21 protein-coding genes and 2 tRNA genes are annotated in these 17,425 nt (G+C 23.8%); 10 read left to right on the top strand and 13 right to left on the bottom strand.

The genetic code is table 11. The annotated features are described in order from the left end of the window. The first annotated feature begins 125 nt into the window (after positions 1-125). From rpsF to dut, 5 genes are all read left to right on the top strand, one after another. On the top strand, positions 126-473 hold the full coding sequence (gene rpsF, locus D9V66_RS02890) for a 30S ribosomal protein S6 (RefSeq protein WP_158365947.1): 348 nt from the start codon (positions 126-128) through the stop codon (positions 471-473). Positions 474-569: 96 nt separating this feature from the next. Further along, positions 570-797, top strand: coding sequence for a 30S ribosomal protein S18 (rpsR, locus tag D9V66_RS02885; protein WP_158365945.1), 228 nt, complete (start codon positions 570-572; stop codon positions 795-797). A 42-nt stretch (positions 798-839) separates the two neighbouring features. Further along, a complete protein-coding gene (gene rplI / locus D9V66_RS02880) occupies positions 840-1,292 on the top strand; it encodes a 50S ribosomal protein L9 (RefSeq protein ID WP_158365943.1) in 453 nt (150 codons plus the stop codon). Between the two features lie 51 nt (positions 1,293-1,343). Next, on the top strand, positions 1,344-2,099 hold the full coding sequence (cysQ, locus tag D9V66_RS02875) for a 3'(2'),5'-bisphosphate nucleotidase CysQ (RefSeq protein WP_158365941.1): 756 nt from the start codon (positions 1,344-1,346) through the stop codon (positions 2,097-2,099). A 43-nt stretch (positions 2,100-2,142) separates the two neighbouring features. Beyond that, a complete protein-coding gene (dut, locus tag D9V66_RS02870) occupies positions 2,143-2,601 on the top strand; it encodes a dUTP diphosphatase (RefSeq protein WP_261979340.1) in 459 nt (152 codons plus the stop codon). Between the two features lie 25 nt (positions 2,602-2,626). Here the strand turns inward: dut and pyrE are convergent, their stop codons facing one another. Next, on the bottom strand, positions 2,627-3,274 hold the full coding sequence (gene pyrE, locus D9V66_RS02865; protein ID WP_158365937.1) for an orotate phosphoribosyltransferase: 648 nt from the start codon (positions 3,272-3,274) through the stop codon (positions 2,627-2,629). 128 nt (positions 3,275-3,402) lie between these two features. Continuing rightward, a tRNA-Ile gene (locus tag D9V66_RS02860) sits at positions 3,403-3,478 on the bottom strand. A gap of 134 nt (positions 3,479-3,612) precedes the next feature. On the opposite strand from D9V66_RS02860, the gene D9V66_RS02855 reads away from it, so the two are divergent. Beyond that, positions 3,613-3,685 (top strand) — tRNA-Asn (locus D9V66_RS02855). A gap of 7 nt (positions 3,686-3,692) precedes the next feature. Here the strand turns inward: D9V66_RS02855 and D9V66_RS02850 are convergent. After that, positions 3,693-4,001 (bottom strand): DUF496 family protein, encoded by a 309-nt coding sequence (locus D9V66_RS02850; protein ID WP_158365935.1) that lies wholly within the window; start codon positions 3,999-4,001, stop codon positions 3,693-3,695. Between the two features lie 104 nt (positions 4,002-4,105). Here D9V66_RS02850 and sbcB point away from each other — a divergent pair, with 104 nt between their 5' ends. Further along, positions 4,106-5,545 (top strand): exodeoxyribonuclease I, encoded by a 1,440-nt coding sequence (gene sbcB / locus D9V66_RS02845; protein ID WP_158365933.1) that lies wholly within the window; start codon positions 4,106-4,108, stop codon positions 5,543-5,545. Here the strand turns inward: sbcB and murI are convergent. The 3 genes from murI to mutY form a co-directional block, all read right to left on the bottom strand. Beyond that, positions 5,537-6,313, bottom strand: coding sequence for a glutamate racemase (gene murI, locus D9V66_RS02840; RefSeq protein ID WP_187308377.1), 777 nt, complete (start codon positions 6,311-6,313; stop codon positions 5,537-5,539). The genes sbcB and murI overlap by 9 nt on opposite strands. Before the next feature lie 94 nt (positions 6,314-6,407). After that, complete coding sequence (locus tag D9V66_RS02835) at positions 6,408-6,653, bottom strand: oxidative damage protection protein (protein ID WP_158365931.1); 246 nt, start codon at positions 6,651-6,653, stop codon at positions 6,408-6,410. Between the two features lie 6 nt (positions 6,654-6,659). After that, positions 6,660-7,721: an A/G-specific adenine glycosylase gene (gene mutY / locus D9V66_RS02830; RefSeq protein ID WP_158365929.1), complete on the bottom strand. Its 1,062-nt coding sequence runs from the start codon at positions 7,719-7,721 to the stop codon at positions 6,660-6,662. A gap of 103 nt (positions 7,722-7,824) precedes the next feature. Between mutY and trmB the strand changes: the two genes are divergently transcribed. Further along, positions 7,825-8,547 (top strand): tRNA (guanosine(46)-N7)-methyltransferase TrmB, encoded by a 723-nt coding sequence (gene trmB, locus D9V66_RS02825; protein WP_158365927.1) that lies wholly within the window; start codon positions 7,825-7,827, stop codon positions 8,545-8,547. A gap of 10 nt (positions 8,548-8,557) precedes the next feature. On the opposite strand, the gene hemW is transcribed toward trmB, so the two are convergent. The 5 genes from hemW to dnaB all read right to left on the bottom strand — a co-directional run bounded on the left by hemW (position 8,558) and on the right by dnaB (position 13,469). After that, positions 8,558-9,688, bottom strand: a complete 1,131-nt coding sequence (hemW, locus tag D9V66_RS02820; protein WP_158365925.1) for a radical SAM family heme chaperone HemW — start codon at positions 9,686-9,688, stop codon at positions 8,558-8,560. A 37-nt stretch (positions 9,689-9,725) separates the two neighbouring features. Then, on the bottom strand, positions 9,726-10,313 hold the full coding sequence (locus D9V66_RS02815; protein WP_261979339.1) for a YggS family pyridoxal phosphate-dependent enzyme: 588 nt from the start codon (positions 10,311-10,313) through the stop codon (positions 9,726-9,728). Positions 10,314-10,434: 121 nt separating this feature from the next. Then, the gene (gene ruvX / locus D9V66_RS02810; RefSeq protein WP_158365921.1) at positions 10,435-10,854 is read right to left on the bottom strand and encodes a Holliday junction resolvase RuvX; all 420 of its coding nucleotides are present in this window, start codon (positions 10,852-10,854) and stop codon (positions 10,435-10,437) included. Further along, positions 10,835-11,824: a glutathione synthase gene (gene gshB / locus D9V66_RS02805; RefSeq protein WP_158365919.1), complete on the bottom strand. Its 990-nt coding sequence runs from the start codon at positions 11,822-11,824 to the stop codon at positions 10,835-10,837. The genes ruvX and gshB overlap by 20 nt, the downstream gene beginning before the upstream one ends. A gap of 247 nt (positions 11,825-12,071) precedes the next feature. Further along, entirely contained in the window at positions 12,072-13,469 is a 1,398-nt protein-coding gene (gene dnaB, locus D9V66_RS02800) for a replicative DNA helicase (RefSeq protein WP_158365917.1), read from the bottom strand. 555 nt (positions 13,470-14,024) lie between these two features. Between dnaB and D9V66_RS02795 the strand changes: the two genes are divergently transcribed. Further along, a complete protein-coding gene (locus D9V66_RS02795; protein ID WP_158365915.1) occupies positions 14,025-14,540 on the top strand; it encodes a single-stranded DNA-binding protein in 516 nt (171 codons plus the stop codon). Between the two features lie 62 nt (positions 14,541-14,602). On the opposite strand, the gene bioH is transcribed toward D9V66_RS02795, so the two are convergent. Continuing rightward, positions 14,603-15,373 carry a pimeloyl-ACP methyl ester esterase BioH gene (gene bioH / locus D9V66_RS02790; RefSeq protein WP_158365913.1) on the bottom strand — a complete coding sequence of 257 codons (771 nt, stop codon included), beginning with the start codon at positions 15,371-15,373 and terminating at the stop codon, positions 14,603-14,605. Between the two features lie 148 nt (positions 15,374-15,521). Here bioH and D9V66_RS02785 point away from each other — a divergent pair, with 148 nt between their 5' ends. After that, a complete protein-coding gene (locus tag D9V66_RS02785) occupies positions 15,522-16,103 on the top strand; it encodes an NfuA family Fe-S biogenesis protein (RefSeq protein WP_158365911.1) in 582 nt (193 codons plus the stop codon). Positions 16,104-16,126: 23 nt separating this feature from the next. Here the strand turns inward: D9V66_RS02785 and ansA are convergent, their stop codons facing one another. Continuing rightward, positions 16,127-17,140: an asparaginase gene (gene ansA, locus D9V66_RS02780; RefSeq protein ID WP_158365910.1), complete on the bottom strand. Its 1,014-nt coding sequence runs from the start codon at positions 17,138-17,140 to the stop codon at positions 16,127-16,129. Positions 17,141-17,425 lie beyond the last annotated feature (285 nt).

Raw genomic sequence — 17,425 nt, 5'->3', positions numbered from 1 at the left:
TATTAAACTAAAATACCATATGTAATAAAATTATCTATAAACTTAAAAAAGTTCCTTGCTTCCTTGAAAATATCTATAATTACCTCATAAGGAAGCTAAAAAAACCAAAAGGAGCATATCTTTTTATGCGTCATTATGAAATTATTTTTATGATTCATCCCGATCACAGTGAAAAAGTTCCAGTGTTAATTGAAAAATATAAAAAAATTATTGATAATCATTCAGGTATTATACATCGTTTAGAAGATTGGGGCAGACGTCAATTATCTTATTCTATTAATAAATTACAAAAAGCACACTATGTTTTAATGAACATTGAAGTTACTTCTAAAGCTATTAATTTCTTAGAAACAGAATTTCGTTTTAATACTATAGTTCTTCGGAATATGATTATATGTATGAAAAAAGCAATAACCGAGCCTTCACCTATTATTAAATTAAAAGATGAAAAAAAAGAAAAAAAACAAATTTAAATTTAATTTTTTTAAAAATTTGTTATTAATATAATAAATAAGATTATAAACAATAAAAAATATTTAATTTTTTTACTATTATTGGAGAACATATACATGGTTCGTTATTTTCGTCGTAGAAAATTCTGTCGTTTTACTGCAGAAGGCATTCAAGAGATAGATTATAAAGATATTACTATTTTAAAAAACTATATTACAGAAAGTGGAAAAATTGTTCCTAGTCGTATTACTGGTACTCGAGCAAAATATCAACGACAACTATCTAGAGCTATTAAAAGAGCTCGATATCTTGCTTTGTTACCTTATACTGATCAACACCGTTAAATAATAAATTTATTTATGTGTAATAATATATGAGATTAAATAATGGAAATAATTCTTTTAGAAACAATTCATAAATTAGGTAATACTGGTTCAGTTATTCATGTTAAATCTGGTTATGCAAGAAACTTTTTGATTCCAAAAGGTAAAGCTATTTTAGCTCATAAAAAAAATATCGAATCTTTTGAGGCTCAACGTGTTGCATTAGAACAAGAAAATATTAATAAATTTCTTACAGCACAGTCACGTGCTGACAAAATAAAAAAAATAAAAGCTATAACAATTTTTTCTAAAGTGGGTAAAGAAGGTAAAATATTTGGTTCTGTAGGTATTAGAAATATAATAAAAGAAATGATGTCTTTAGGTATTAAATTAAATAAAAAAGAAATTCGTCTACCGAATGGTTTATTGCGCAAAGTCGGAGAACATAAAGTAATATTTCAACCACATAACGAAATATGTATTGATTTTATAGTTAATGTTATTTCAAAAAATTAAATTTTTAGAAATTTTTATTTCTTATTACTATTAAAGATGTGTAAAAGTATAATGTTAGAAAAAGTTTGTAAGTTAGCGCGTTACACAGGAAGTGTAATTATGAAATTTTATAACTCTCAAAAATCTATAAATATTTCTTATAAATCGGATAAAACTCCTATAACTAATGTTGATCGTGAAGCTAATAACATAATTAAAGAAGGACTTATACAAATAAATCCTAATTTTCCAATCATTTCCGAAGAAGAATCACATAATTTTGATATTTATCGTTTTTGGAAAGATTATTGGTTGATTGATCCTTTAGATGGAACTAAAGAATTTTTGAAAAAAAATGGTGAATTTACAGTAAATATTAGTTTAATTAAAAATGGAATTCCTGTATTAGGAGTGATATATGCTCCTTTTTCAAACATTTTATACTCTTCTTTTAATAACAACGCTTGGAAAGAAATCAAACCAGGTGTAAAAGAAAAAATTAGCGTTTCTTATTCAGAAAAGAACACACCATTATTAATTACTAGTCGTTCACATCCTGATAAAGAATTAAACAATTATTTAAAAAAAATAAAAAATTATAAATTAAAAAAAATGGGTTCTTCTCTAAAATTTTGTTTAATTGCAGAAGGTACTGCACAAATTTACCCAAGATTTGGGAAAACCCATATTTGGGATACTGCTGCAGGTCAAGCTATTGTTACTGCTGCGGGTGGAACAGTAAAGACGTGGACAGGCGATGATTTAAACTATTCATTATCTTCTTGTTCTTCTTTTATTAATTCTGGTTTTTGTGCATTGTCAATATAATGTTTTAATCAAAAATTGTTTTTACTAATCAAGAAAGAATTTTATTATGAATAATATTGAAATACAAATTATGGATTTAAGTATTGAAAAAAAATTTTTACTACCAACATATGCAACTTCAGGATCATCTGGTTTAGATCTTCGAGCTTGTTTAGAAGAAAAAATTAAGTTAAAACCTGAAAAGACTATCTTAGTTTCAACTGGTATAGCAATATACATCAAAAATCCTAATATAACAGCACTGATTTTACCTCGTTCTGGATTAGGTCATAAAAAAGGAATTGTTCTGGGTAATCTAGTAGGTTTAATTGATTCTGATTATCAAGGTCAATTAATGATATCCCTTTGGAATCGTAGTAAAAAAATTTTTTATATAAATCCTAATGATAGGATAGCGCAAATAATATTTATTCCAGTTATTAGACCAAATTTTTCTTTAGTAAAAAATTTTGATAAAACCATACGTGCTGAAAAAGGTTTTGGACATTCTGGAACTTTTTAAATATGTTTTATGTTATTTTTTATATTTATTCATTAAGACCATATTTTTGACGATATTTTTCTAATTCTGGTACATGTTTTTTTAATTTTTTATCTTCTAGTAAATAATTAATTAAATCTTTAATTGTAATTATTGAAATAATTTTATAACTTTTTTTGTTACTGAGATAATTCACGTTATATAAATCTCTTTTCCCTTTTTCTTTTCTATCTAGAAGTACAAATATAGAAGATATATGTGCGTTTTGTTCTTCAAGAATTTTAATAGAATGATGTATTGCAGTTCCTGATGTTATTACATCATCTAAAATAATAATTTTCTTGTTTTGAATTATATTGCCTACTAAATTGCCCTTTTCTCCATATGTTTTTTTTTCTTTTCTATTAAAAGTATATGGAATATTTAAATTATAGTAATTTTTTAATGCTATGGAGGTTGCTACAGCGATAGGAATACCTTTATATGCTGGACCAAATAAAACGTCAAATTCTATTTTTGAGTCTATTATAGAATGAGCGTAAAATAAACCAATTTTGACAATGTCTTTACCGTTAGATAATAGACCTGAGTTAAAAAAATAAGGACTGCAACGTCCTGATTTTAGTGTAAATGTTCCAAATTTTAAAGCTTTTTTTTTAAAACAAAAGTCAATAAATTGTTTTTTCCAGTGCATAAAAATTAAATCCTAATTTATCATAAAATTCAAAATAATATTTTAAAAAATATCAACATTTTAGTTGATATTAAAAATTATGATAATTTTTATTAGAAAATTTTATAAAAAAAGCAGTAATTTTTTATTGGTGGCCCTTGCTGGATTTGAACCAGCGACCAAGCGATTATGAGTCGCCTGCTCTTACCACTGAGCTAAAGGGCCATATTTTTTCTATCTTTATACTATAAATCAATTTTTTCTAATAATCTAGAGTTCTTTTTAAAATTTCATGTTTTTTAAAAAAAAAAATATATATATTTGACAGATGGATAAAATTTTGATATATATTATTAAATTCCTCTGTAGTTCAGTTGGCAGAACGGCGGACTGTTAATCCGTATGTCACTGGTTCGAATCCAGTCAGGGGAGAAAAAATTTAATTAATAATTAGTTTTAGTTCTCTTGATAAGTTTCTTTTTTCTTTAGAAAGTTCTGCACTTTTCACAATGTAGTCATCGACTCTATCTTCGTAATCGTTTTTCATCATAAAAATTATCTTTTTAATTTCTTCATAATTCATATCTGATGTAATATATTGACTAAGATTATCTAAAAGTAATATTCTTTTTTGATTGTCTCTAATTTTTTTTTCAATGTCAGATATCTCTCTCTTGATTTTATTTTTTCTTCTAAATTTATGAACGAATTCTAATACATTTTTAAATGATTTTTTTGTGTCTGACATTTTTAAAAAGCCTTTTATTTATGTTTAATTTTTAATTTTTTGAAAAATATCAAAATGTTAAAAGTTTAACATGTTTTATTTAATTATTAAATTTTAAAAAAATTATGTCTTTAAAAAAAACTTCTACATTTTTATTTTATGATTATGAAACTTTTGGAATACATACATCTTTAGATAAGCCAGCTCAATTTGCTTGCATTAGAACAGATACGGATTTTAATGTTATTGAAGATCCACAATGTTTTTATTGTTATTCTTCAGATGATTATTTACCTGATCCTTGTTCTGTTTTAATTACACGTATAACTCCTCAATATACACAAAAACATGGAACTAATGAATATATTTTTTCTAAAAAAATATTCAATATTTTTAAACAATCAAATACGTGCATTGTTGGTTATAATAACATTAATTTTGATGATGAAATTACAAGAAATATATTTTATAGAAATTTTTTTGATCCCTATGAATGGTGTTGGAAGAATGGAAATTCTCGTTGGGATATATTACCTTTATTAAGAGCATGTTATGCTTTGAGACCTAAAGGTATAAAATGGCCTAAAAATAATTTAGGTCTAGTTAGTTTTAAACTTTCAGATTTAACTAAAATAAATAATATTGTTCATTTAAATGCACATGATGCTATGGCGGATGTATATGCAACTATCGCAATAACAAAATTGATTAAAAAAATGCAACCTAAATTATTTAGCTTTTTTTTCAGAAATAGAAATAAAAAAGAGTTATATAAATTAATCAATTTAAAAAAATTTGAGCCAATTGTTTATATTTCTAATCATTTTGGTGCTGTTCGTTACAATCTAAGCTGTATATTACCTATAGCATGGCATAAAAATAATAGTAATGTACTAATTGCTATTGATTTGTTTAAAGATGTTGAAAGATTAATTCTTTTATGTCAAAAAATATCTTTTGATAATAATTTTATCAAAAATTTATTTAATTTAGGAATAGTTTTATTGCATCTTAATCGTTGTCCAATGTTAGCACCGATTCAATCTATACGAGTTGAAGATTATCGTCGACTTGATTTAGATGTTTTTTTATATAATAGTAAAATTAATTTTTTAAAAAAAAATAGTAATTTTTTTGAAAAAATAAAAGTTATTTTTTCTAAAAAAAATGATTTTAGTATTTCGTCAAATGTAGATTTACAAATTTATAATGCGTTTTTTGATGTACATGATAAAAAAATTATAGAAATTATTAGAAATACTTCACCGTTTTTATTAAAAAAAATTAATTGTAATTTTCATGATATTCGTTTAAAAACATTATTTTTTCGTTATCGAGCTCGAAATTTTTTAGAGACATTAAATAAAAATGAGAAAAAATTATGGTTTAAATATTGTTTAAATGTTTTAAAACCAAGTGTTTTAAACGAATATATAGATAAAATTAAAGATTTATTAAAACAGAATTCTCTTAATAAAAAGAATATTATTTTACTAAATAGTATATTAGTTTATACTTTTCAAAAATATAAAAAATTATTTTATCAAAATTTTAATTTAAATTAATTTTTTTTTTATATTAAAATTGTATTCTTGTAAAAAAAATAGCAATTCTTGTAATTTTTTATTATTTTTTGAATAGAAAAAAATATTTTTTATTATTTTTTGATCAATTTTTGTTTTATAAAAAATTTTCTTAATTTTAGATATAATTATTTTTTTTGAGTCGATAAAATAAACAGATGGATGTAAAATGTTTTGAATTTCTTTTTTTAATAATAAAAAATGAGTACAGCCTAATATAATTGTATCTGGCTGTACTGCAAGATTAATCCATGGTTGAAAAATATTTTGTAATTCTATTTTTTCAACTTTAATACCTCTGATTTTTTTTTCAGCTATTAATGCTAATTTATTTGTGGCTATAATTTTAATTACTTTATTAAAAGATTTTTTTTGTATTATTTTTTTGATATAAGAAGAATTAATAGTTGCTTTAGTAGCTATTAAACCAATAATGTTATTTTTTGTAATTTTTTTAGCTGTGTGAATATCAGGTAGAACGCCAATAATAGGAAAATTAAATTTTTTTCTTAAGATAGATAAACTAGCAGTACTTGCTGTATTACATGCAATTAAAACTATCTGAATAGGATAAATTTTTTTTACTATATTAATTATGTTAATACTTCTCTCGATAATAAAAAGTTTTTTTTTGTTTCCATAAGGAAAAAATTCATTATCTAATACATATACATAATGTATGTTTGGTAGTTTTTTTTTTATATATTTTAATATAGATAAACCACCTACTCCTGAATCAAATATTAGCACTGTATGATTTTTTTTATAAAGTAAAAAGTATTATTTTAAGATAAAGTGTTTTTTAATTTTTAAAAATTACTCACAATAGTTATTATAAATAATCTTATATTTTTTCAGTTTTTTTAAATAAAAATAATTTCATTTGTTTTTCTATTTCTTCTTGGTCATTAATATTACACATATTGAGTTTTTTCTCATTTATTAAAATAGTTTGTTTTATAATCCATTGCTTCCATGCTGTTTTAGAGATTTGATTATATATTTTTTTTCCTAATTCACCAGGATACGATTGATAATCTTGACCTTCAGATTTTTTTTCTAAAAACGTACAAAAAATTATACGAGGCATTTTTTATTATCCCCTTAAAAAAATATCTTTTTTAAAACTTTCAAGTATTTTTTTTACAGGTCGAGGTAATCCTATATGTTGAGGATTGTTTAAATCATACCAAAGACCCATTTTATCTTTTTCATGAATTTCTAAAATAGATGATAATTCAAATAAAATTGGATGAATATGTAAAATAAAATGACTAAATTGATGAAAAAATGATATCATCTTTTTTCTTTTATTTAAATTTATTTTTTTTTCTTTTGACCAGATTAATGCTTTTTTTTGACTATCAAAACTTGGAAAACAAAACAAATCTCTCCAAATGTTTTTTTTGGTATTTTTTTCTATCCAAAAATTATTTTTAAATTTAATTAAAACAAACCAAGATATTATTTTAGGAGTTTTTTTTTTGATGTGTTTTAAAGGGTATTTTTCCCATTTTTGTTCTATATATGCAACGCATTTTTGATTTAATGGACAAATATTACATTTTGCTTTTCCACGTATACAGATTAATGAACCTAAGTCCATCATGGCTTGATTGAATTTAGCACTATTATGTATTGGAGTAATATACTCTATGATATCCCATAATTTTTTTTCTGTTGTTCTATCTTTTAAAGAGCCTATAATACCATAGTAACGAATTAAAATTCTTTTTACATTTCCATCTAAAATAGAATAAAAAAAATTTAGTGATAAAGATAAAATAGCTCCTGCTGTAGATTTTCCTATTCCCGGTAGTTTAATGACTTCTATAAATTGATTAGGAAATATCCCATTATGTTTTATTTGAATGATTTGAGCTGATTTATGAATGTTTCTTGCTCTATTATAGTATCCTAAACCGCTCCATAAATGTAAAACTTCGTCTAATTTAGCATTACTTAAGGTTTTTATGTTTGGAAAATTTAATATGAATTTTTCAAAATATGGGATAACAGATTTTACTGTAGTTTGTTGTAACATTATTTCAGATATCCAAACTATGTATAATGTTTTGTTTTTTTGCCATGGTAAATCTTTTCTGCCATAAAAATGGTACCAGTTTAGAACTAATTGGGAAAAAGAATATATTGTCATTATAATAAGCAACCATTTTTTATAAAAAATTTAAAGAATATATTCAATTTTATACGAATAAATTATTAAAAATTTTTGATTTAAACTAAATTAGCAACTAAATATGAAAAATAATATTTTGACACCTAAATATGACCATAATGGTATTTTTTTACGTAAAATTCGAAGTTTTGTATGTCGTAAAGGTCGTATTACTACATCTCAATTAAATGCAATTAAAAGATATTGGCCGTTAATTGGAATTGATTTTTGCCTAGAACCATTAAATTTTTCTTCTATATTTAATAGTTCTGATCCAGTTATATTAGAAATTGGGTTTGGTTCAGGAAGATCTTTAGTTCAAACTGCAATGAATTTTCCTGATAAAAATTTTCTAGGGATAGAAGTATATAAATCAGGAATAGGATCGTGCTTAAATTTAGCTTATATTTATAAACTTAAAAACTTAAAAATAATTTATTATGATGCGATTGAAGTTATTAATATTATGATTTTAGATCACACTTTATTAACTGTACAAATTTTTTTTCCAGATCCTTGGAATAAAAAACGTCATAAAAAACGAAGGATTTTACAAAGTGATTTTTTAAAGGTTCTTGCTAAAAAGCTAATATTTAATGGTATATTACATATTGTGACGGATTCTGAAGAATATGCTTTTTACATATTAGATAGAATTAACTGTATCGATGATTATGAAAATTTATCAAAGACGAATGATTTTGTTATACGTCCTGTATCTCGTATAATAACTGATTTTGAAAAAAAGGCACATCTTCGTGGTGATCGTGTTTTTGATTTAATGTTTCAATTAAAAATATCATAGTATATTTAATTTATTTTAAAAAGATTTTTAGTAGTGAATTCAAAAAAAATTTACCTTTTTTTGTTGTATTCCAATAATCTGTTGTATTAATTAAAAATCCATTATTTATTGCTTTTTGAATTCTTTTTTTTATATTAATTTCATTTATATGAGTTTTTTTTCTAAAATCTTTTTTTAAAATAGGTTTATATAACCTAAAAGTATTCATAAAATATTCAAAAACTATGTCTTCTTCAGAAACAGTATTTACAGAATTCAAATAATTTCCATTTAAAAAATTTTTTATATTTTTGTTTTTAAACGTTCTAATGATTTTACCATTTTTTTGAGTAATTTTACCATGAGCTCCGCAACCTATTCCTATGTAATCGCCAAAATTCCAATAATTAAGATTGTGCTGGCACTGGTAATCATGTTTTGCATACGAAGAGATTTCATATTTTTTATATCCTGATTTTCTTAGTAACTTATCTCCTTTAGAGAACATTTCGAAAATTATTTCATCATTAGGGATGTTTAGTTTTTTTGAATAAAATATAGTATTAGGTTCTATAGTTAACTGATACCATGAGATATGAGACGGATTATATCCAATAGCATATTTCAAGTCTAGTAAAGAATTTTCTAAAGTTTGATCAGGTAAACCATACATTAAATCTAAATTAATATTTTGACTTACCTTTTTCAATTCTTTAATTGCATTTATACATTCATCTAAATCGTATGTGCGTTCTATTTTTTTTAGTAAATCTGAATCAAATGTTTGAACACCTAAAGAAAAACGATTAATTCCAGAATTTTTATAATGAACAAAACGTTTGCATTCTATTGTTTTAGGATTTGCTTCTATAGTAATTTCTGCATTTTGAGAAACAAAATATCTTTCTTTAATACCATAAATTAATCTTTTTATTGATTTATTTTTTAATAAACTAGGTGTTCCTCCACCGATAAAAATAGTATTTATTTTTCTATTTTTTATAAGATGTAAATCTTTTTCAAAGTCTTTTAATAAATTTTCAATATACTTTTTCTCAGGAATAATTTCTGGACTGACATATGAATGAAAATCACAGTACCCACATTTTTTTAAACACCAAGGAATATGAATATATAAACTAATAGGAGATAATTTAAACATAGGAATACTTTTTTTAATGAATTTTGATAAAAATATTTTATTTATTAAAAATATTACGACCAATTCTTATCATATTGCTTTCAGCAAGTAAAGATTTTTTTATATCAAAACTTGTTCCTAATGACAAAGTGTCTACTGATGCATATTTTCTTTTTAATTGATTAAATATAATTTTTATTTTTTTATATTGAATGTTATTATCAATAATATTTTTTTTTATTTCAGGCATAGCCATAATTCCTCGTAAATTAAGATTAGGCATTAAAGAAATTACTTTTGCTAATTTTTGATATTCGTTTATATTAATACCATTTTTATTTGGTTCTTTAGAAACGTTAATCTGAATTAAAACGTTAATGGGAAGTAGATTTTTTGGTCTATATTGATTTAATAAGAGTGCAATTTTTTCTGTATTAATTGTTTGACACCAATCAAAATTTTGAGCAACTATTTTAGTTTTATTAGATTGTATTTTACCAATAAAATGCCAAATAATATTTTTGTATTTTTGTAATTTTTGTATTTTGCAAACACCTTCTTTTGCATAATTTTCTCCGAACTCTTTAATTCCTAATAATATTGATTGTTCAATGATATCAATATTTTGATTTTTAGTAACTGTAATAATTCTTATTTTTTTTGTAGAGATATTATTGTTTTTAACAAAATTCTGTATTTTTTTTTTAAATTTTTATAATTATAACTTATATTTTTCATATTTTTATTTTTTCTTGTTTTTAAAATGATTAAATTTCAAGTGTATTTTGATCTAACCAACTTTCCAATATAATTACAGCTGAAAGAGAATGAATATTGATTTTTTTTAGTTGTTTAAAACCTCCTTTTTGAAATATTACCGATCTGGCTTCTATAGTAGTTAAACGTTCATCATGCATTTTTACTAAAATATTAAATTTATTTTTTAATAAGCAAGCAAATTTTTCTGTTTTTTTTGTTATATTTTGTTTAGTACCATTTATATTGAGTGGAAGACCAACAATCAAAAATTTAGGTTTCCAATATTTTAATAAATTTTTTACAGTATTCCAATTTGGTATTCCGTTATGTGCATTTAAAACCCTTAAAGGTCTGCCTTTCTTGGTAATATTTTCTCCCACTGCTATTCCTATGTTTTTTATACCAAAATCAAATGCAATTACTATCATTTTTCGATCTCTGTTGTATTTCTTTTTCGATATAATCTAGTAAAATACTAGTAATAGAAATATTTTTTTCTGATTCAATTTCACAAATTCCTGTTGGACTTGTAACATTAATTTCAGTTAATTTATCACCTATTATATCTAATCCAACAAAAATTAAACCTTTTCTTTTTAAAATTGGAGCTAAATGATTAGCTATTTCCCAATCAGTTTGACTGAGTAATTGTATTTTCCCTTTTCCTCCAACAGCTAAATTAGCTCTTGTTTCACCAATTTGTGGAATCCTAGCTAAGCACCATGGTATCGGATTTCCATTAACAATTAAAACTCTTTTATCACCAAGATTAATTTTTGGTAAATAGGCTTGAACCATACAAAAATTTTTTTCATAATGTGTCAAAGTTTCAACAATGACTGCGAAATTAGGATCATTTTTTTTAATACGAAATATATTAGCACCTCCCATTCCATCTAATGGTTTAATTATAACATCTTGATGTTTTTTCCAAAATTGACGTATTTTAGAAGAATTTCTTGTTACTAAAGTATCGGGAGTTAATTCAGAAAACCAGGATATAAAAATTTTTTCATTACAATCTCTTAAACTTTGAGGTTTATTAATAATTAACACCCCTGCGTTTTCTGCACGTTCTAATATATATGTTGAATAAATAAATTCTGTATCGAATGGAGGATCTTTTCTCATTAAAATAACATCTAATGTATTTAATGAAATATTTTTTTCATCAATGACTTTATGCCATTTTTTTATGTTCTTTTCTAATTTAATTAAACGAACCCTTGCATATGGATGACCATTCTGTAAGTAAAGATCATTCATTTCCATATAATGAATTAGATGATTTCTTTTTTGAGATTCTAGAAGAATAGCAAAACTCGAATCTTTTTTAATATTAATAGATTCAATAGAATCCATTAGTATTCCAACTTTAAGTTTGATTTTTTTATACATTTATTTAATCTTATGATTTGAAAAAACATTTTTAAATAGATGGTGTTTTTTGTTTAATTTAAATATTTTATATACTTATATATTCAAAACTAAAATAATATTATTTTAATTATTTTATTAATATATTTTAAATATATTTAAAAACTTATTTTTGTAAAATTTTTTATTGCTAAATAATTAAAAAAATATTTTTTGATAATTGTTGTTTTTTAATAATTTAAAAAATTATTAAAATGTTTTTTAAAAATTAATCATATTTAGCACCTGAATAATTGTCAAACCTAGACCAATGTCCATTAAACGTCAAACATACTGTTCCTATTGGACCATTTCTTTGTTTCCCTATTATTATTTCTGCTATTCCTTTAAAATCACTATTTTCATTGTAAATTTCATCACGATATATAAACATTATTAAATCTGCATCTTGTTCTAAAGAACCTGATTCACGTAAATCTGAATTTACTGGTCTTTTATCTGATCTTTGCTCTAAAGATCGATTAAGTTGTGATAATGCTATTACTGGAACTTGAAGCTCCTTTGCTAATGCTTTTAAAGTTCTAGATATTTCTGCGATCTCCAGGGTACGATTTTCTGATAAAGAGGGTACTCTCATAAGTTGTAAATAATCTACCATAATTAAAGTTAATCCATTATTTTCTCGATAAATTCTACGTGCTCTTGAACGGACTTCACTTGGAGTTAATGCTGAAGAATCATCAATGTAAATGTTCTTTTTTTTAAGCAGTACATTAATTGTACCAGACATGCGTGCCCAGTCTTCATCATTTAATTGTCCAGTACGAATTCGTGCTTGATTTACTCTAGACAAAGATGCTAACATACGCATCATAATCTGTTCTCCAGGCATTTCTAAACTAAAAATAAGCACAGGTTTATCGTAAAGCATAGCAGCATTTTCACACAAGTTCATTGCAAACGTTGTTTTTCCCATTGAAGGCCTTGCTGCAATAATAATTAGTTCAGAACGTTGTAATCCAGATGTTTTTTTATTTAAATCTTGATACCCTGTATTAATTCCTGTTACTCCATCATGAGGTGATAAAAATAATTTTTCAATACTAGCAACAGTTTCATCAAGAATTTGTTCTACATTTTTTGGACCTGAATCTTTTTTAAAACGTTTTTCTGCAATTTTAAAAACACTTGACTCTGCGTAATCTAATAATTCTTCGCTTTTTCTACCTTGTGTATCATATCCAGCATTAGCTATTTTATTAGCTACTAATATCATTTCTCTTACTATTGCACGTTCTCGAACTATATCTGCATATGCAGTAATATTAGCTGTACTGGGAGTGTTTTTTGATAGTTCAGCCAAATAAGAAAATCTACCTACACTTTCTAGCTTACCTTTTTGTTCTAAAGATTCAGATAGAGTAATCAAATCAATTGGATATCCTAAATCAAGAAGTTGTTGCATTTCTTGAAATATTAAACGATGGGGTTTACTAAAAAAATCATCAGCAACTACATGTTCTGAAACTGTATCCCATTGTTCATTATCTAACATTAAACCACCTAATACAGATTGTTCTGCTTCTAAAGAATGCGGTGGAATTTTTAATCTATTAATTTGATGTAAATATAATTTATTTTTAGCCATATTTATTGCATATACCATTATTTAGTGAATCAATATGAAATTATATCGTAATATTGCAATAATACATCATTTATGAACTGATCTATTTGTGTCCTTTTTGATTTTTTTTTAAATATCAATTTAAAACATTGTCAAATGTGTATTAATAATATTTAATCTTTCACAAAATATTTTACTCATATTATTTTTTTTAAAAAATAATATTTTTAATTATTAAATTTTTTTAATATTTTATAATTTTTTAAAAAATATTTAGTTTTTTATTTTATTATGTTTTTTGTTTTGTAAGAATAGTAATAAATAAATTTATTTCAATAAATTATTTTAGAAGGGTTTTTAATCTTTAAATTAGTTATAATTTTATCTAATATTTATAATATTTTTTATATGTTGATGCTATTGATAAATTTATATTAAAAAAATAAATAATGAAATTATAATTCTTTTAAAATTTTAAAAAATAATATAGCACTTTTATAAATTTGATCATACTAAATAAAATATTTAGCATGTATAATTATAATTTATATACAAAAAATATTATTTTTATTAATTTTAAAAATGGAGTTTTTTATGGCGAGTAGAGGTGTTAACAAAGTAATTCTTATTGGACATTTAGGACAAGATCCAGAAGTTCGCTATATGCCTAATGGTAATGCAGTTGTAAATATGACATTAGCAACTTCAGAAAATTGGAAAGATAAAAACACTGGAGAAAATAAAGAAAAAACAGAATGGCATCGAATAGTATTATTTGGTAAATTAGCTGAAATTGCTGGTGAATATCTTAGAAAAGGTTCTCAAGTATATATTGAAGGATCTTTGCAAACTAGAAAGTGGCAAGACCAAAATGGTCTTGAGCGTTATACTACAGAAATAGTTGTAAATATTGGTGGTACAATGCAAATGTTAGGAAGTCGCAATTCTAATTTACAAGCAATTTCAACAAATGATAAAAATATTGTTTCACCCAAAATAAAGAAAACAGAAAAAGTAGATTTTGAAAATATATCTGAAAAATATAAATCAAATAAAGACTCAATTAATTCTTCTTCCGAAATAGATTTTGATGATGAAATCCCCTTTTAAAACAATATCTTATACAAATTAAAGACTATTAAAGCCCCATTTTTTTTGGGGCTATATTTTTTTTAAAATGAATTTAGAAAATTCCATAATATGAAACAAAATTCTTTTTTGTGTGAAACAAATGGAATATGAGCGGCTTTTTTAATAATTATAGAATTAGTTTTTGGCCATTTTTTATCAAGTATTTTTGCTATGTTTTTCGGTACTAAATTATCTAATCCACCGTATATACGTAGTAAAGGAACTTTAAGAAAAACTATATCTGAACGTAAATCTATAGAAGAAATGATTTCTAAGCCATTTTTTAAGAAACTTATACTTGGTTTCATTTCAGAAAATAATATTTTTTTTAAAATTATTAAATCTTGTACGTATGGATTTAAATTTATTGTTTGTAAGTTTAAAAAGTCATTTATTGTCTTATAGTAATCTTTTTTTAAATCTAGATAAAAACGTTCAGCTATATCTTTTTTTATTCCTGGCCAATCTTTTTTTTCTATAAAGCATGGAGAAGAAGCAACGCTGATTACAGCTAAGGTTTCTTTTGGATAAGATAATGCAAATTTGCTAGCAATTAATCCGCCCATAGACCATCCCATCCAAATAGAATTTTTTGGCATATAGTAATATAAAATTTTAATTATGCAATCTATCTTCATAGGATGTAACATCCTATTCTTACCGAATCCAGGTAAGTCAATTAAATAAAATTTAAAAAACAATTGAAATTTTTTAATAATAAAAAACCATATTTTTGAATGTAATCCCCATCCACTAAGAAGAATAACATTTATTTTCCCCTCTCCTATGGTATTCCAGTAAAAACTTTTCATTTTTTCTCTTTTTTTATTTTCTATAATAATTTTTATAATTATATTAAAAACAAAAAATAAAATTTATTTTTTTCTAAAGTTTCTTGTTTTTTTTTTAATAAGTTAGTAAAATTATTTAAATTAACATATATTTATTACAATTATACTTATGATTACTGTTTCTGAAAACGCTCAAAATTATTTTAGATCACTCTTATCAAAAGAGCCTCCAGGAACTCAAATACGTGTTTTTATTATCAATCCTGGCACACCCAGTGCAGAATGTGGAGTAGCATATTGTTTAAAAAGTGAAGTAGAAGAATCAGATATTCAATTAAAATATAATCAATTTTTTATTTATATTGATAAGAATATTATTGCTTATTTAAAAAATTCTGAAATAGATCTCGTTTATGATAAACTTGGTTCTCAATTAACTTTTAAAGCTCCATATGCTAAATGTAATATTTTAAATAAAAATAGTTATTTATTAGAAGATAGAGTTAAATATTTTTTAAATATGGAAATTAATCCTCAGTTATCAATGCATGGAGGAAAAGTTAATTTAATTAAAATCAATCAAAAAAATGGAACTGCTATTATACAATTTAGTGGTGGTTGTAATGGATGCTCGATGATAGGAATGACTTTAAAAGAAACGGTGGAAAAAAAATTATTAGCTTCTTTTCCTGAAATTAAAAAAGTATATGATGGTACAGAGCATTTACATGGACAGCATTCATTTTATTAACGTGATTAAGAATTAATAAAATATCAAAAAGGTGTTAATTCACCACGTAAATTGTTTTGCATTTCAAGACAAATTTTTTTCCTTGAAATGTTTTGACTTAATAAAAAATGCAATTTGGTTAAAGCTGCTTCTACAGTAAGGTCATAACCACTAATTACTCCAACTTTTATAAGAGAATTGCCTGTTGCATATCCGTTCATATTAACTCTTCCTGATATACATTGCGTTAAATTAATAATAATAATGTGTTTTTTACGCGCTAAATGTAATTCTTTTAAAAAATCTCTATTTTGAGGCGCATTTCCTACACCATAAGTACACAAGATCATCGCTTTGATTGGATAAAGTAAAAAATTTCTTACAACCTTTGCGGACATTCCCGGATAAATAGTAATGATACTAATAGGTTGAGGTGTTATTTGATAAATTCTTAACTTTTTTGGTTTTTTTTTTATTTTTTCTTTATGAAAATAACGAATTTTTATTCCTACTTCTAATAATGGTTCTAAATTAGGAGAAGAAAAAGCATCAAAACCATCTGCATGTGATTTTGTTGTTCTATTTCCTCTATACAATCTATGATTAAAAAATAGAGTAACTTCGTTAATAGGATAGTTTGCAGCTATTAATAGAGAGTTTAATAAGTTTTGACGACCATCAGAACGCACTTCTGATAGAGGAATTTGAGAGCCTGTTATGATTACTGGCTTTTCTAAATTTTCTAATATAAACGATAAAGCGGAAGCTGTATATGCCATTGTATCTGTTCCATGCAAAATAACAAATCCGTCATATTTATAATAATTTCTTCCAATGTCATTGGCAATAATTTGCCATTTTCTTGGTGTCATATTAGAAGAATCAATCAATGGCTGATATTCTTTTATAGTAAAATATGGTATTTCTTTTTTATGAAACTCTGGCATTTTAATAAGTTGTTTTTGAAGATATCCAGAAATTGGAACGTATCCATATTTTGATTTTTGCATACCAATAGTTCCACCTGTATATGCAATATATATAAATTTCTTCTTCATTGATCGATTCTTTTTGTTGTTTTTTTAAATGAAATTGTAAATACTTGAATATAAAAAGTAGATTTTAAATAAAAAAATTTAAATTTATTTTTTTAAATTAAGTACAAGATTAGAATAGTATAAAATTATTTAGAATTATATAAAGTATTTTAAATTAAAAAATTTTATTAAACGATCAATTAAGTTATTTTTATTAACATGAATATGACATTTAGATTGCAACTATTTACAATATTACTGTTTTTTTTAAACAAATCAAAATAACTAAAAGCATAAAGTTTTTTA

Origin of the sequence: Buchnera aphidicola (Brevicoryne brassicae), from assembly GCF_005082825.1 — a bacterium.
In the GTDB taxonomy this organism is placed as follows: Bacteria; Pseudomonadota; Gammaproteobacteria; order Enterobacterales; family Enterobacteriaceae; genus Buchnera; species Buchnera aphidicola_AK.
Note: the sequence above shows the minus strand (reverse complement) of the source record. Positions and strands in the feature narration are given on the sequence as shown.